Raw genomic sequence first — 14,780 nt, forward strand, 5'->3', positions numbered from 1 at the left:
AATTCCATAATTCAAATTGACTAACAATAATGAAAAAGCAACGATTTCTAGGTAAAGTGGCTAGCCACGCTGTAGCACTTTTTTTAGGAGTCATTTTGACTTTTAGCAGTATCCGAGTAATGTCTTCCAATGCGGATATGTTACCTGCCGACTCTAAGATTAACTATAAAAATAATCCTATTGCCTTAAAAACCGAGCCTCAAATTCAAGCCCAAGCTCCTGTTTCTAGTAATTCAGGTAGCTTTGTGGCAGCAGCCATAGCTCAAACTGGGCCAGCGGTAGTCAGAATTGATACAGAGAAAACAGTAGCTACTAGAGCCGAACCATTTTTTGAAGATCCTTTCTTTCGCGAATTTTTCGGCGATCGCTTTAACGGGCAAATTCCCCAAGAAAGACAAGTAAGGGGGCAAGGTTCGGGCTTTATTACTCAAAAAAATGGCATCATCTTTACTAACGCTCATGTAGTCAGTGGTGCAGATCGAGTCACAGTCACTCTCAAAGATGGTAGGGAATTTGAGGGAGTAGTTAAAGGCACAGATGAAGTAACGGACTTAGCTGTAGTTAAGATCGACCCTCGGGGTGTAGACTTGCCTATTGCTCCTTTGGGTAACTCCGATAATGTGCGAGTAGGAGATTGGGCGATCGCTGTAGGAAACCCTGTAGGGTTGAATAATACCGTTACCTTAGGAATTATCAGTACTTTAACCCGTTCTTCAGCGCAGGTTGGCATTCCTGACAAGCGCATCGACTTTTTACAAACTGATGCTGCGATCAATCCTGGTAACTCTGGCGGGCCGCTATTAAATGAAAGGGGAGAAGTAATTGGTATTAACACCGCCATTCGTCCTGATGCTAATGGTATTGGCTTTGCTATTCCCATTGATAAAGCAAAATCTATTACTGATACTTTAGCTGCGGGTCAACAAGTACCTCATCCTTATATCGGGGTGCAAATGCGAACTTTAACCCCTGAGTTGGCTCAACGAAATAATAAAAATCCCAATTCTCCTTTCACGATCCCTGAAGTAGAAGGAGTTTTGATCGTACGAGTTTTGCCAGGAACTCCCGCAGAAGCAGCAGGTTTGCGTATTGGCGACGCAATTACCGCTATTGATGGCAAATCCATCACGTATGCCAGCGAACTACAGTCAGTGGTCGATCGCAGTGGTTTAAATCAAAGCTTAAACTTTACCGTGATGCGAGGTGATCGCACTCTAAAATTGAAAGTTGTGACAACTCAACTCCAAGGAATATCTTAATCAAGAATCTTCTGTTTCTTCCTGCAACTGGGTTTCATAAATATCTTGTAGGTTTTGATGCTTAGTTTTACGGTTCGTACGGCGATATTTCTTAGTTTGCAATTTAGGCTCGTATTGACTTTTACCCGATCGCTTAACCATTAACTTCAAGTTAGACTCGCGATCGGGTTGTTTTTGTAATATCTCTTGTAAAGCGATCGCTTTATCCAAAAAATCTAGATAATATTCATATCGTTCCCAATCTCCCCGAACTACACAATTAGGCTCATCTTTGTGGAGACAATTACTAAACTGACAAGTAGCTTTTTGCAATCTTATTCTGGCTTCGGGAAAATACCGCGCCAAATCCCTAGGGAGACAGTCCAAATCTGGTTGATTGAATCCTGGGCTATCTGCCAGCAAACCACCCCCAGGAAGCTCAAATAACTCAACATGACGGGTCGTATGACGACCCCTTTGCAATTTTCCCGATACTTTTCCTACTCTTAAATCGATAGTCGGAATCAAAGTCCTAATTAAGCTCGATTTTCCCACGCCACTGGGCCCTGCAACAACAGTAATTTTTCCCTGCAAACGTTCCCACAGTCGATTAATCCCTTGCTGCTGGATGACGCTAACATAACTAGCATCGTAACCCCACTGCTTTAAACGTCCCTGCCACTGCTGCCGCTGCTCGACTGTAATCAAGTCGCACTTGTTCAAACACAGGCACAATTCCAACGTAGTAGATTCTGCCTTAACCAAAAAACGACTCAATTGCCAGGGATCTAAAGCTGGCTCTTCTACGGCAAAGACCAATAAAATAATGTCGGCATTAGCAACGGGAGGACGTTCTAATTCAGTAGTGCGAGGCAAGACTTGAGCGATCGCACCTCGACTGTCTTGCCAGTCTGGTTCTTCCACGATAACGCGATCGCCAACCATCACCTTTTGCCCAATTTTCTTTAATCTGGTACGTCGAGTACAGAGCAAAAATTGAGTTGAATTATTCTCTAAGCAAACTTGATAAAAATTAGCCTGGACGGCAACGACAGTTCCAATTAAGTCGTGATCGACAATGCGATCGTTTGGGGATAATTCTTGCTCCAAATCCCTCACGACTTTTTTGTAGGACGACGAACCAATAAAGAAAAAAAGCCATCTTGTTCGTTCAAAGCTTCCAGTTCATATCCTTCCATCTTGAGACTGTCGGGTACTTGTTCGATAGGTTCGCCTTCATCTAGCCAAACTTCCAATAAAGAGCCAGGGGACATTTGCTCTAAACGGAGTTTAGTACGGACAAAATTTATCGGACAGGGAGTACCCCGCAAATCTAAATGAGCATCCGCTAGATTCGAGGTAGCATTATCCGTACCTTGGGGAGGGTCAATAGAGTTCATTTTTGAAATAGACCTCCCAAAAATCCCTCTTTGCTACCTTTCCCTGTGGCTTCTCCTCGAACAGTCGCTAATTTCTCTAATAAGTCTCTTTCTTCAGAGTTAATTTTAGTAGGTATATTAATTCTAATCGTAATCAAGTGATTACCTCTACTGACAGGATTACCCAATTTTGGTACGCCTTTATTTTCTAAAGTCAGGATCGTGTTCGGTTGAGTCCCCGCAGGAATAGTTAATTCTTCTTTACCATCTACCGTATTTACCTCTAGAGTACAGCCCAAAATAGCTTGTAGATAGCTCACGGCAATTTCTGACCTAATGTTAATTCCTTCTCTAGTAAATTCTTTATCAGATTCTACAAACAAATAAACATATAAATCCCCTGGAGTACCATTACGCATTCCTGCATCCCCTTCTCCAGAGACTCTGAGGCGAGTGCCATTATCTACACCAGGAGGAATAGTAATCTTTAATTTTTTAGTTTCTTGGAGACGACCAGCACCGTGACAAGTACCGCATTTCTCTTCAATTACTTGTCCTGTACCATTACAGGTAGTACAAGCAGAGACTTGAGCAAAGCTACCAAAGGGAGTACGAGTAGCTCGACGTACTTGCCCAGCACCGTTACAAGTACCGCAGGTTTTAGCTCCCGTACCTGGTTTTGCGCCCGAACCGCTACAGGTATTACAAGACTCTAAATGAGGGATTTTGATCTGTTTTTCACCGCCAAAAACAGCCTCTCGAAAATCCAATTTGAGATCCAATCTCAAATCATCTCCACGAACGGGACCATTACGACGACGAGATTGACCTCCACTAGTACTACCTACGCCACCGCCAAATCCACTAAATATAGTTTCAAATATATCAGCAAAACCACCCATATCACTATATTCATAGCCGCCACCACCTGCAGCCCCAGGTACTCCTGCTTCTCCAAAGCGATCGTATCGGGCGCGAGTTTCTGGTTCAGAAAGAACTTCGTAAGCACGATTAATTTCCTTAAACTTTTCTTCTGCTCCCGCCTCTTTGTTGACATCGGGATGATATTTGCGAGCTAAACTGCGATAGGCACGCTTTAATTCGTCTTTATCTACATCGCGGGATACGCCCAGGATTTGATAGTAGTCCCCTGCCATAAAATCTTAATTTTTTCCTACGGTTTGTCGATCGTTACTTTAGCAAAATCAGAACTAGAAAATATAGTACGGTTACTACTAAGAATAAATGATTTTCTTTCTAGCTATGTTAAAGCTATTTCTTAGATAGCTTTATTTTACTTAATCTACTGATTCGTAATCATCAAAGGAGCTATCATCCAAGCCTAAATCATCACCTCCTTCTATTTTGGCATCGTTAGAAATGCTAACTACGGCTTTGACACTATTCTCTTGTGCTAGCTCCATCTCAGTCTTAGCCTCTGCAAAATCATCATCATCAAACATGAACGAATCATCACCTTCAGAATTTTTTTGTTGATATACATCAGTACCAATTTCTAATAATGTCTGACGAAGTTTTTCCAAAATATCATTAATCTCACTCATTGTGCCGTGAGGATTATTACAAGCTATCTTGAATTCTTCCTTAATTCTGGCAATCTTGGCTTTGAGTTCGTCTCGAATTAGATTCCCCTGTTCGCTTAAGGTTGCATCATAATTGTAGATTAAATTCTCAGCTTGGTTTTTTAATTTAACTAGTTCGATGTTACGGCGATCCTGTTCTGCATAGTTTTCCGCTTCTAAACGCATCTTTTCGACTTCGTTAGAGCTTAACCCTCCAGTATTGCTGATAGTAATACTCTGCTGTTTTCCAGTCCCTTTATCTTGAGCCGAAACCTGCAAAATGCCGTTAACGTCCATTTCAAAAGTAACCTCGATTTGAGGAATTCCTCTCGGAGCGACAGGAATTCCTGTGAGCAAGAACTTACCCAAACTTTTATTATCTTTTGCCATTGCTCTCTCTCCTTGAAGAGCATGAATTTCGACGCTAGTTTGACCGTCGGCAGCAGTAGAAAAGATTTGTGACTTACTAGTAGGAACAGTGGTGTTTTTTTCAATGATTTTAGTAAAGACTTCTCCCAATGTTTCCAAACCAAGAGAAAGGGGAGTGATATCAAGGAGCAAAACATCTTCAACCTCTCCACCCAAAACACCTGCTTGGATAGCAGCACCCGCAGCCACCGCCTCATCTGGATTAACAGAACGATCTATTTGCATTCCGTCAAAAATCGTTTTAATTGCTGTTTGGACTGCGGGAATTCGGGTAGAACCTCCTACCAAAATGATACGGTCTATTTCCTCGGGTTTTAATTCCGCGTCTTTGAGAGCCAGCTTGACAGGGTCGAGAGTTTTTTGAATCAGTTCTTTAGATAATTCCTCAAAGTTAGCTCGACTTAACTCCATTTCGATATGCTTAGGACCTGTTTCATCAGCAGTAATAAATGGCAAATTAATCGAAGTGCTAGGGGCAACAGAAAGTTCTATTTTAGCTTTTTCGGCTGCTTCTCGCATTCTCTGTAGTGCCATTTTGTCAGTACGGAGGTCGATTTCTTCCTGAGCATAGAAAGCTTTGATCATCCAACGGACAATGACGTTATCAAAATCATCACCACCAAGATGATTATTACCTGAGGTTGCTTTGACCTCAAAGACCCCGCCCCCAAGTTGTAGAATGGATACATCAAAAGTACCGCCTCCAAGGTCGAAAACTAGGATATGTTCTTCGCGGTCTTGTTTGTCCAAACCATAGGCTAATGCTGCAGCGGTAGGTTCGTTAACAATACGCAACACTTCTAAACCAGCAATAGTCCCCGCATCCTTCGTTGCCTGTCTTTGAGCATCTGTAAAATATGCAGGAACAGTAATCACAACTTCTGTCACAGTTTCACCCAAAAAACTTTCAGCATCAGCTTTTAGCTTTTGCAAAATCATTGCCGAAATTTCTTGGGGAGTATAATTGCGATCGCCAATTTTAACGTCGACGGTATCATCTCGACCAGGGATACATTTGTAAGGAGTGCGCGACCTTTCTTCTTCCGTATCTTCCCATCTGCGACCGATAAAACGCTTAATACTGTGAACAGTATTTTGAGCATTGGTAACTGATTGTCTTTTTGCAAGTTGACCTACTAAACGAGTATCACCTTTGGCAAATGCCACCATACTTGGAGTTGTACGCGCACCTTCGGAGTTGGCAATGACTACAGGCTTGCCTCCTTCAAGCACAGCAACACAACTGTTGGTAGTTCCCAGGTCAATACCGATAACTTTTGCCATAGTGCTTAGGCAGTAATTTCCATTTATCTATAGATTTGGAGAAGTTGACAGCAAAATTAAACTAAATTAATCGGCATTATAAATATGCCGAAATCAATGTATCCCCTATAAACTGCTGTAAAATAAGCAGTTTATAACTTTAGGATGATGGATTATTATTTTCCTGTGGTTCTTCTTCTATGTTTTTCTCTTCCGAAGTTATCACAGGTTCTTGAGGAACAGCAACTTTGACCATAGCATGGCGCAAGATTGTATCTCCTAAAATATATCCCCGCATTAGTTGTTCGATAACTGTTCCTTCGGCATACTCGTCTGTTTGTTCTCGCAACATTGCTTCATGAAAGTTGGGATCGAATTCTTTTCCTTCAGGACGCATTGCCGAGACTCCCATTTTTTTGAGGCATTCAACCAAAGTCTTGTACACTCCTTGATAGCTACTGTGAATTGCTTTTTCACCCTCACTTTCAGGTTTTAGTTGAGTTCTAGCTCGTTCAAAATTATCCACTACAGGTAATAAAAGACTAATTACATCTTTTTTTGCTTGTAATTCAAGATTTTCCTTCTCTTTGGTAGTTCGACGGCGAAAATTATCAAAATCAGCAGCTAATCTTGCGTATTGTGCTTTGGTCAAATCTACTTGTCCGCTTTTTTCATCCAAAAGTTTTTTAAGATTAGCATTTTCTTGTTGGAAAGCAGCAAAAATCTCTTCTTGCTCGGAGGAAACTTCTTCTTCCCTATCTTCAATCGAAGAAGTTTGTTCTGATAAATTAGCCGTATCTATAGATTCTTCAGGGTTTGGAATAGATTCTGTCGTGTCAGATGTATTGTCAGTAATAATTACTTCTGGGCTTTCGGATACGATTTCTGGTGTTTTTTGCTCTTCACTCATAGGAACACTTATGACTTCACATACAAAATATAGGATATTGCATTATCTATCTTAACTAACAGCTTTCGTTGAGATTTTAGTAAAAAATCGTTTTGGGAACTCAAAACTGTTTGCACCACAAGATAAAACTCTAAAGGTCGATCTCTAAAATCATCTTTTGTTTGGATGATTTGAAATTTTGAGAAAACTTTAGGGAACACTAAAGAACGAGACTGAGATATTTTTACATTTTATGGCTTATTCTTCCTCTTCTAAAAAAACTCGGGCGATCGCTTTACGAAGCAACTTATCCCCCTTTGGCAACCAATTGGTGCAAAAAGGGTTTATTGATGGCGATAAAATGCAAAAGGCTTTGGCAGAAAGCCGTAAATCTGGTCGCTCTTTGGTGGATATTTTGGAATCGACCACGGGCAAACAGTTACCGCCAGATTTAATACGTCAATATAAGAAACATCATTTATTTGAACTCAAAATTCTTTATGGGGTCGAATCTATAGATCCAGAAATCGAAACAGATAAGTTTGCTGACAATCAAATGGAGGAATTGATTAATTCTTTAATTCCTCTTGATATCTGTCGTCGTTATCGACTAATTCCCCTACATAAAGAAGAGGGAGAAAACCCAGCTTTGTTGGTGGCGATGGTAGATCCCGAAAACCTCGAAGCCCAAGACGATCTCAATCGTATTTTAAGACCCAAGGGAATTAAACTCAAACGACAGGTAATTACTCAAGAAGATTATCAACAACTAATCGATGGATTTTTAGACGAGCAAGTTAAAAAAGAAACAGCTAAAAAACAAGAAGTTAATGTAGATGTTTCTTTAGATTTAGATAGTTTTGATTTTAATTTAGAAGAAACAGATGAGGAGGTTGCTGACGATCTTGGTGCTGCTAATGAAGCTCAAGCAGCACCGATAATCACTTTGGTCAACAAAATTTTGGCGAAGGCATTACAAGATGGCGTGTCTGATATTCATGTCGAACCTCAAGAAGAAGGATTAAAAATTCGCTACCGCAAAGACGGCGTTTTGATGCAGCCCTTCGATCAAATGCCCAAGAAGATTATTCCTGCGGTAATAGCTCGTTTTAAAATCATGGCTGAATTAGACATCGCCGAAAAACGCTTGCCCCAAGATGGTAAGATTCGTCGGATGTTCCAGGGTAGAAAAGTTGATTTTCGGGTTAATACTTTACCCAGTCGCTACGGAGAAAAGGTTGTACTGCGAATTTTGGATAACTCGGCTACTCAGTTAGGTCTAGATAAACTGATTTCCCATCCTGAGACTTTAGAAATCGTTAGGGATATGGCAAAACGTCCCTTTGGCTTGATCTTAGTCACAGGTCCTACTGGTTCGGGAAAATCCACTAGTCTTTATTCAGTACTAGCAGAAAGAAACAGTCCCGATATTAATATTAGTACCGCAGAAGACCCTATCGAATATTCTTTGGATGGAATTACCCAAGTACAGGTAATTCGTGAAAAAGGAATGAACTTCGCCTCTATTCTACGGGCCTTTCTCAGACAAGATCCCGATGTGATTCTAGTAGGTGAGACTAGAGACTCGGAAACTGCTAAAACTGCGATTGAGGCTGCATTAACTGGTCACTTGGTATTAACTACCTTGCACACAAATGATGCTGCTGGGGCGATCGCTCGTTTGGATGAGATGGGGGTAGAACCCTTTATGATTTCTGGTGCTTTGGTGGGGGTGTTGGCTCAAAGGTTAATGCGTCGGGTATGTAGTGAATGTCGTATTGCTTATAATCCTACCCACGCGGAACTATCTCGATTTGGTTTATCTGCTAATGCCGAAGAAGAAGTTACTTTCTACAAATCTAATACTTTAAACGTTGAAGAAATTGCCCAAGCAAAAGCTAGTAATAGTCTTTGTCGTAAATGTGGTGGAGTGGGCTATAAAGGGCGGGTTGGTGTCTATGAAGTAATGCGCAACTCAGAAAAGCTACAATCTTTGGTCAATGAGGGTGCAAATACTGATCGCATTAAAGAAACTGCTGTAGAAGAAGGAATGATTACTATCCTGGCATATAGCTTAAACCTCGTAAAAGAAGGACATACCACCTTAGAAGAAGTCGAACGAGTAACCTTCACCGACTCTGGCTTAGAAGCAGAATTAAAAGCCAAACGTAAAAGTGGTTTGACTTGTAAGACTTGTAGTGCAGAATTACAACCCGAATGGTTGGATTGTCCTTACTGTATGACTCCCCGTTTTAGTTAGAAAAATAATATTAAAAAAGTTTTAAGAGGACAGAATTATGGATTTAATGATCGAAGATTTGATGGAACAGTTGGTCGAAATGGGTGGCTCGGATATGCACGTCCAAGCTAGCGCGCCCGTGTATTTTCGCATCAGCGGTAAATTGACTCCTATTGGCGAAGAACTAACTCCCCAAGAGTGCCAAAGATTAATTTTTAGCATGCTTAACAACACCCAAAGAAAGGAACTAGAGCAACATTGGGAATTAGACTGTGCTTATGGAGTCAAAGGTTTAGCTCGCTTCAGAGTCAATGTTTATAAAGAACGGGGTTGTTATGCTGCTTGTTTGCGGGCATTGTCTTCTAAAATTCCTAACTTCGATCAGTTAGGTTTGCCTGAAGTTGTCAGAAGAATTACAGAAAGACCAAGAGGTTTGGTTTTGGTAACAGGACCTACAGGTTCTGGTAAAACCACTACTCTGGCTGCAATGCTGGATTTAATTAATCGTACTAGAGGAGAGCATATCCTCACCGTAGAAGATCCAATTGAATATGTTTTTGACAATATTAAAAGTCTCTTTCATCAACGACAAAAAGGAGAAGATACGAAAAGTTTTTCTAATGCTCTTAAAGCTGCTTTACGGGAAGATCCAGACATCATTCTCGTAGGAGAGATGCGGGATTTGGAAACCATTGGTCTGGCTATATCCGCAGCAGAAACAGGTCACTTAGTCTTTGGTACGTTGCACACAAACTCCGCTTCGGGAACAGTAGATAGAATAATTGATGTTTTCCCCGCAGGTCAACAGGCACAAATTAGGGCGATGTTATCTAACTCTCTAATTGCTGTCTTTAGCCAAACCCTCGCCAAAAAGAAAAATCCCAAACCAGGAGAATTCGGACGAATTATGGCACAGGAAATTATGATTGTTACTCCTGCGATCGCTAACTTGATTCGAGAAGGGAAAGCAGCACAAATGTATTCAGCTATCCAAACAGGGGCAAAAATGGATATGCAGACTATGGAACAAGCTTTAGCCGACATGGTTAAAAAGGGCATTATCAGTATGGAAGAAGGAATTGGCAAAAGTTCTCGACCTGACGAACTACAACGCCTTGCTGGTGCAGCAGGGGGGATGGGTATGGCTAAAAATGCCAAAGGTCGTTAACTAGTCAATATTCATTCAACTATTTGTCGATCGCAACTTAATTAGTGGTTTATTTATGTCTATATTTGTAGCAAAAGTAAAAGATCATTCAGGTAAAGTTTTTAAAGAGAAAATCGAAGCAGCTTCAGCAGAACAAGCTCGTCTCGTACTAAAAAATCGTTACGTAGCTGTGGGTAAAATCGATAAATCTGGTTTTGAAATCGATCTTTCAGCCTTAGAATTAGCCTTAGCTAAAGTAACAGTCAAAGATAAAGCAGTTTTCTCTCGTCAGTTTTCGGTAATGGTCAATGCGGGGGTGGCTATTATCCGTGCTTTAGGGATTTTGGCAGACCAAGCTCCCAATGCTAAATTAAAAAGGGCTCTTTTAGCTATTAGTGCCGAGGTACAACAGGGTACGAGTCTATCTGACGCGATGAGTAAACATCCTGAATGTTTCAACGATCTATATGTCTACATGGTTGAAGCTGGAGAGGCTGGGGGGGTTCTAGATGAAGTATTGATGCGTCTTTCGACACTGTTAGAAGACATGGCAGCATTACAAAATGAAATCAAGTCTGCAATGGCTTATCCTGTCACAGTAGGGATTTTCGCCTTACTGGCTTTTTTGGGAATGACTATTTTTTTGATTCCAGTATTTGGTGGGATTTTTGAATCTTTAGGTGCAGAATTACCCCTGCTGACGAGAACAATGTTAACTATTAGTGATATTCTTCGCAGTTGGAAAGTTTTAATCCCAATTGTCGGGTTTACCGTAATCAGCTTCTTACTCCGTACTTACTATAAAACCCCCTGGGGTCGCTTGCAAATTGATGGCTTTATGTTGAAAATGCCTTTATTTGGTGACTTGAATGAAAAGATTGCTGTAGCTCGTTTTTGTCGGGTATTTGGTACTCTCACCCGTTCTGGGGTTCCTGTATTGCAGTGTTTTGATATTGTGTGTAATACCATTGGCAACCAAGTAATTGTTAATGCTGTAATGAATGCCAAAGCAGATATTCAACAAGGAGGAATGATTTCCCTGGCAATTCAGAAAGAAAATGTGTTTCCTCCCCTAGCAATTCAAATGATTAGTATTGGTGAAGAAACTGGAGAATTAGACGGCATGATGGAAAAAGTTGCCGATTTCTATGAAGATGAGGTGCAACAAGCTGTTAAAGCTCTGACTAGTATGCTAGAGCCGATTATGATGGTGGGTATTGCGTTTATGGTAGGTACAATTCTACTTTCGATGTATTTGCCTATGTTCTCGATCTTCGATCAATTAGCCTAATTTCCAGGAGCGATCGCGTGTCTATCAAACAATCTGACTATGAATCCTCCCTAGCAGAATATAGTACTTCTAGGGGAGCGATCGCTTTATTAAAGCAATATCCTGCCTATCTTGAAGCTTTGCCTGATAGTGGAGATGTCGAACAAAGTTTAATTACTATTCCTCTTCCTGTAGTTCGTATTCGCCGCCCCGATCTGGACTCGAACAATCCTTTACAAACTAAAACCACCCGCATTGCTACTTCCTTACCTTGCGATCTGGGGATTTTGATGTGCGATCCCGAATGGCAGGTTAAAATGGGTGTCGAAATTATTGTTTTTATCCATCGTCCTGAAGAAGACTTTTCTGATCTGATCAATCGCTGGCGTCAAACTCAAGTTTATTTAGATCGAGATTATGAATGGTTAATGCCTCCCAAGCAGCAGCATATATTTAGCGAAGCAGCCGAGGAGATTAGCCCTTTGTTTGTAATTTTTGCAGGGACGAGCGATCGTATTAAACAAGGTTTATCTGGGGCTGGTTTTCCTTTTGTCGTTCAAGCTCAATTTTCTTTACCAGAAACCGAAATAAACGAGACAATCTTGGATTGATCAATTAATCTTTAAGTTTCGCTCATGTGAGATTCAAAAATTTTTCCAGGGCATCAACCATTTTAGGAGGCCAACGACGAATATTGGCAATCCAATCTAAATCTTGATAGCGACTATCTAAGCCAACTGCTGCAACCCAATTGCTTTCCGCTTCTCCTTGTTGTCCTTCTACCCATAAAGCTGCTGCTAATGCTGCTCGCATGTCAGAATACATGGGATATTTACGCACCAAATTTCGCATATTGCGAATCGCCTCAGATAGATCGCCCATTTGATACATAACTAGAGAAGCATTGCCTCTTGCCAAGGGAAAGGTAGGAGCAAGATCGGCAGCTTGCTGATAGTCTGTTAGAGCATCCTGCCAATTTTCTTGACCAGCTTTAGCGTTACCTCGGTTATTTAAAGCTACTGGATCTTGAGGTGTAATTTTTAAGACTCGATTGTAATCGGCGATCGCTTGATCCCACTGTTTTTTTCCTTCATAAGCAATACCTCGATTAAGATAGGCATCGGGATATAAGGGAGCAATTTCAATCGAGCGATCAAAATCGGCGATCGCTTCGGTAAGTTTATATTGACCAATGCGGACATTACCTCGATTACTCCAAACAGCAGGATTATCGGGGAATTTTTCAACTAACTCTGTCCAATAAATTTCCGCTATGGCAAAATTTCCTTTTTCAGCAGCACGAACAGCTTTTTTGGCGATTTTTTCCCCTTGAGCAATTTGTTGAGAACTTAGTTCGGTGACTTCAACTGGTGAAGCTTCAGTAAATTTAACGCTACCAGGAAATATCCAACAAGAAAGGATTAAAAATAGACTTATTAACCACCGATTCATATACTTGAATTATTTTAGGACTTTATACCTAAGATATAGTAATTTTGGTTCAAAGATACGGACAAATATTCGATCGCTTTTAATTTTAATTTGCATCCGCATCAATAATGGCTTGTCTTGCCCAACTATCTGCGGCTAAAATATCATCCAGGCTGGGATTGGTTTTGTTTTGACTCGAAAAGCGATCGCATACAGTTTCAATTAATCGAGGAATATCCAAAAAGCCAATTTTTTCAGCTAAAAATAATGCCACCGCTTGTTCGTTGGCTGCATTTAAAACTGCTGGCATCAATCCTCCTGCCCTTCCCGCAGCATAAGCTAGTTGCATACAGGGATATTTTTGATGGTCTGGCTCGCGAAAAGTTAAATCTCCTGCTTTGACTAGATCTAACTGTTCCCAATCAGTGTAGATCCTTTCTGGCCAAGATAAGGCATAAAGTAATGGTAAACGCATATCAGGCCAACCTAATTGTGCCAAGACAGATGTATCTTGTACCTCAATTAATGAATGAATAATACTTTGGGGATGAATCACAATCTCAATGCGATCGTAGTCTAGATCAAATAAATAATGAGCTTCGATTACCTCCAAACCTTTGTTCATTAAAGTAGCCGAATCAATAGTTATTTTTTGTCCCATCGACCAATTAGGATGTTTGAGAGCATCTTTAACCGTCACCGAACCTAATTTTTCCACGGGCAAATCGCGAAACGAACCACCTGAAGCAGTCAGAATAATTTTTCTCAATCCTCCTGGGGGTAATCCTTGCAGACACTGAAAAATTGCCGAATGTTCGGAATCTGCGGGGAGTAGTTTAACCTGATGTTTTTTGACTAAGGGCAATACTACCGGTGCGCCAGCAATTAATGTTTCTTTATTGGCTAGGGCAATATCTTTTCCTGCTTCAATAGCTGCAATAGTAGGCAACAAGCCAGCACAACCCACAATCCCCGTGACAACGCTTTCTGCATCGCCATAACGAGCTACTTCACAGATGCCTTCTTGTCCGATTAATATTTCGGGTGGATTGGGAATAGAAGCAATAGTATCTTTTAATTCAGCTAACTTTTTTTCATTGCCTAAGGCAACTATTTCGGGTTTAAAAGTACGTATTTGCTCTGCTAGCAAGTTTATATTACTCCCTGCTGCCAACCCCACCACGCGAAATTTATCTGGATTATGAGTAACAATGTCGAGGGTTTGCGTGCCAATCGAACCAGTAGACCCCAAAATAGTAATTGCTTTCATGATGTTTTTAATATAGCGATCGATGTCCGATCTAACTATATGTTCTCAGGTGGGGTCTAGTTAAGGTTTTTTTGTTTTGAGATTTTCCTGTAAAGTTTTTAAAAAGGAATTTGATCCCAATCTTCGTTATTGTCGCTTGCTGGTGCAGTTGGTTCGGGAGTGGTGGTAGTAGTGTTGGCAGAAACAGGCGCGGCTTGTGCTTGATAAGTTGAAGCAAAGTCTACCACATTAGAAGAAGGTTCACTAGGTGCTCGATAGGTTTGATTATTAGTCACAGAAGCTGAATTATTGTGATTATCGGAGCTATCCATAGGATAAATACGAGAAGCAACCAATTTTGCCCGCTTTTCCTTATAACCTTCGGGCATTTCAAACAAATTCATTGATAACCGCCCTTCAATAATTACTCGATCGCCAACGTGGTAAGAATTTTTCATGTCCTCTGCCAAATTACCCCATCCTTCTACTTGCACTTTTCCTGGGTCTTCTCCTTCTCTACCAGAAGGAAATTCAACCATCATCGAAGAAACACTAGTATTATCTTGAGTAGAACGTAATTCAGGATTGCTGATGACCTGTGCCATCAAAATACAGCTATTCATGGGTTTACTACTCCTTATAGATCTGAACTGTTAAAAACTT

The 14,780-nt window shown here is 40.8% G+C and carries 13 protein-coding genes; 5 read left to right on the forward strand and 8 right to left on the reverse strand.

The features are described 5' to 3' along the window. Positions 1–29 precede the first annotated feature (29 nt). Entirely contained in the window at positions 30–1,259 is a 1,230-nt protein-coding gene (locus I4641_RS05070) for an HhoA/HhoB/HtrA family serine endopeptidase (protein ID WP_229639385.1), read from the forward strand. On the opposite strand, the gene rsgA is transcribed toward I4641_RS05070, so the two are convergent. The 5 genes from rsgA to grpE all read right to left on the reverse strand — a co-directional run bounded on the left by rsgA (position 1,260) and on the right by grpE (position 6,802). Beyond that, entirely contained in the window at positions 1,260–2,348 is a 1,089-nt protein-coding gene (gene rsgA, locus I4641_RS05075; protein WP_229639386.1) for a small ribosomal subunit biogenesis GTPase RsgA, read from the reverse strand. 5 nt (positions 2,349–2,353) lie between these two features. Then, positions 2,354–2,638 (reverse strand): sulfurtransferase TusA family protein, encoded by a 285-nt coding sequence (locus tag I4641_RS05080; protein ID WP_229639387.1) that lies wholly within the window; start codon positions 2,636–2,638, stop codon positions 2,354–2,356. Beyond that, on the reverse strand, positions 2,635–3,774 hold the full coding sequence (gene dnaJ, locus I4641_RS05085; RefSeq protein WP_229639388.1) for a molecular chaperone DnaJ: 1,140 nt from the start codon (positions 3,772–3,774) through the stop codon (positions 2,635–2,637). Before dnaJ ends, I4641_RS05080 begins: the two co-directional genes overlap by 4 nt. A gap of 141 nt (positions 3,775–3,915) precedes the next feature. Further along, a complete protein-coding gene (dnaK, locus tag I4641_RS05090) occupies positions 3,916–5,913 on the reverse strand; it encodes a molecular chaperone DnaK (protein WP_229639389.1) in 1,998 nt (665 codons plus the stop codon). A 139-nt stretch (positions 5,914–6,052) separates the two neighbouring features. After that, on the reverse strand, positions 6,053–6,802 hold the full coding sequence (gene grpE / locus I4641_RS05095; protein WP_229639390.1) for a nucleotide exchange factor GrpE: 750 nt from the start codon (positions 6,800–6,802) through the stop codon (positions 6,053–6,055). A 232-nt stretch (positions 6,803–7,034) separates the two neighbouring features. Between grpE and I4641_RS05100 the strand changes: the two genes are divergently transcribed. The 4 genes from I4641_RS05100 to I4641_RS05115 are packed head-to-tail and all read left to right on the forward strand — an operon-like array spanning position 7,035 to position 12,048. Next, a complete protein-coding gene (locus I4641_RS05100; RefSeq protein ID WP_229639391.1) occupies positions 7,035–9,041 on the forward strand; it encodes a GspE/PulE family protein in 2,007 nt (668 codons plus the stop codon). A gap of 37 nt (positions 9,042–9,078) precedes the next feature. Further along, complete coding sequence (locus I4641_RS05105) at positions 9,079–10,188, forward strand: type IV pilus twitching motility protein PilT (RefSeq protein ID WP_229639392.1); 1,110 nt, start codon at positions 9,079–9,081, stop codon at positions 10,186–10,188. 55 nt (positions 10,189–10,243) lie between these two features. After that, positions 10,244–11,458 (forward strand): type II secretion system F family protein, encoded by a 1,215-nt coding sequence (locus tag I4641_RS05110; protein ID WP_229639393.1) that lies wholly within the window; start codon positions 10,244–10,246, stop codon positions 11,456–11,458. Between the two features lie 17 nt (positions 11,459–11,475). Then, positions 11,476–12,048, forward strand: a complete 573-nt coding sequence (locus tag I4641_RS05115) for a hypothetical protein (RefSeq protein WP_229639394.1) — start codon at positions 11,476–11,478, stop codon at positions 12,046–12,048. Between the two features lie 22 nt (positions 12,049–12,070). On the opposite strand, the gene I4641_RS05120 is transcribed toward I4641_RS05115, so the two are convergent. From I4641_RS05120 to I4641_RS05130, 3 genes are all read right to left on the reverse strand, one after another. Further along, positions 12,071–12,889, reverse strand: a complete 819-nt coding sequence (locus tag I4641_RS05120) for a tetratricopeptide repeat protein (RefSeq protein ID WP_229639395.1) — start codon at positions 12,887–12,889, stop codon at positions 12,071–12,073. 85 nt (positions 12,890–12,974) lie between these two features. Next, complete coding sequence (gene dxr, locus I4641_RS05125) at positions 12,975–14,138, reverse strand: 1-deoxy-D-xylulose-5-phosphate reductoisomerase (RefSeq protein ID WP_229639396.1); 1,164 nt, start codon at positions 14,136–14,138, stop codon at positions 12,975–12,977. Positions 14,139–14,236: 98 nt separating this feature from the next. Further along, positions 14,237–14,740: a single-stranded DNA-binding protein gene (locus I4641_RS05130; protein ID WP_229639397.1), complete on the reverse strand. Its 504-nt coding sequence runs from the start codon at positions 14,738–14,740 to the stop codon at positions 14,237–14,239. Positions 14,741–14,780: the final 40 nt, after the last annotated feature.

It is taken from the genome of Waterburya agarophytonicola KI4 (genome assembly GCF_020640915.1).
Lineage (GTDB): Bacteria > Cyanobacteriota > Cyanobacteriia > Cyanobacteriales > Xenococcaceae > Waterburya > Waterburya agarophytonicola.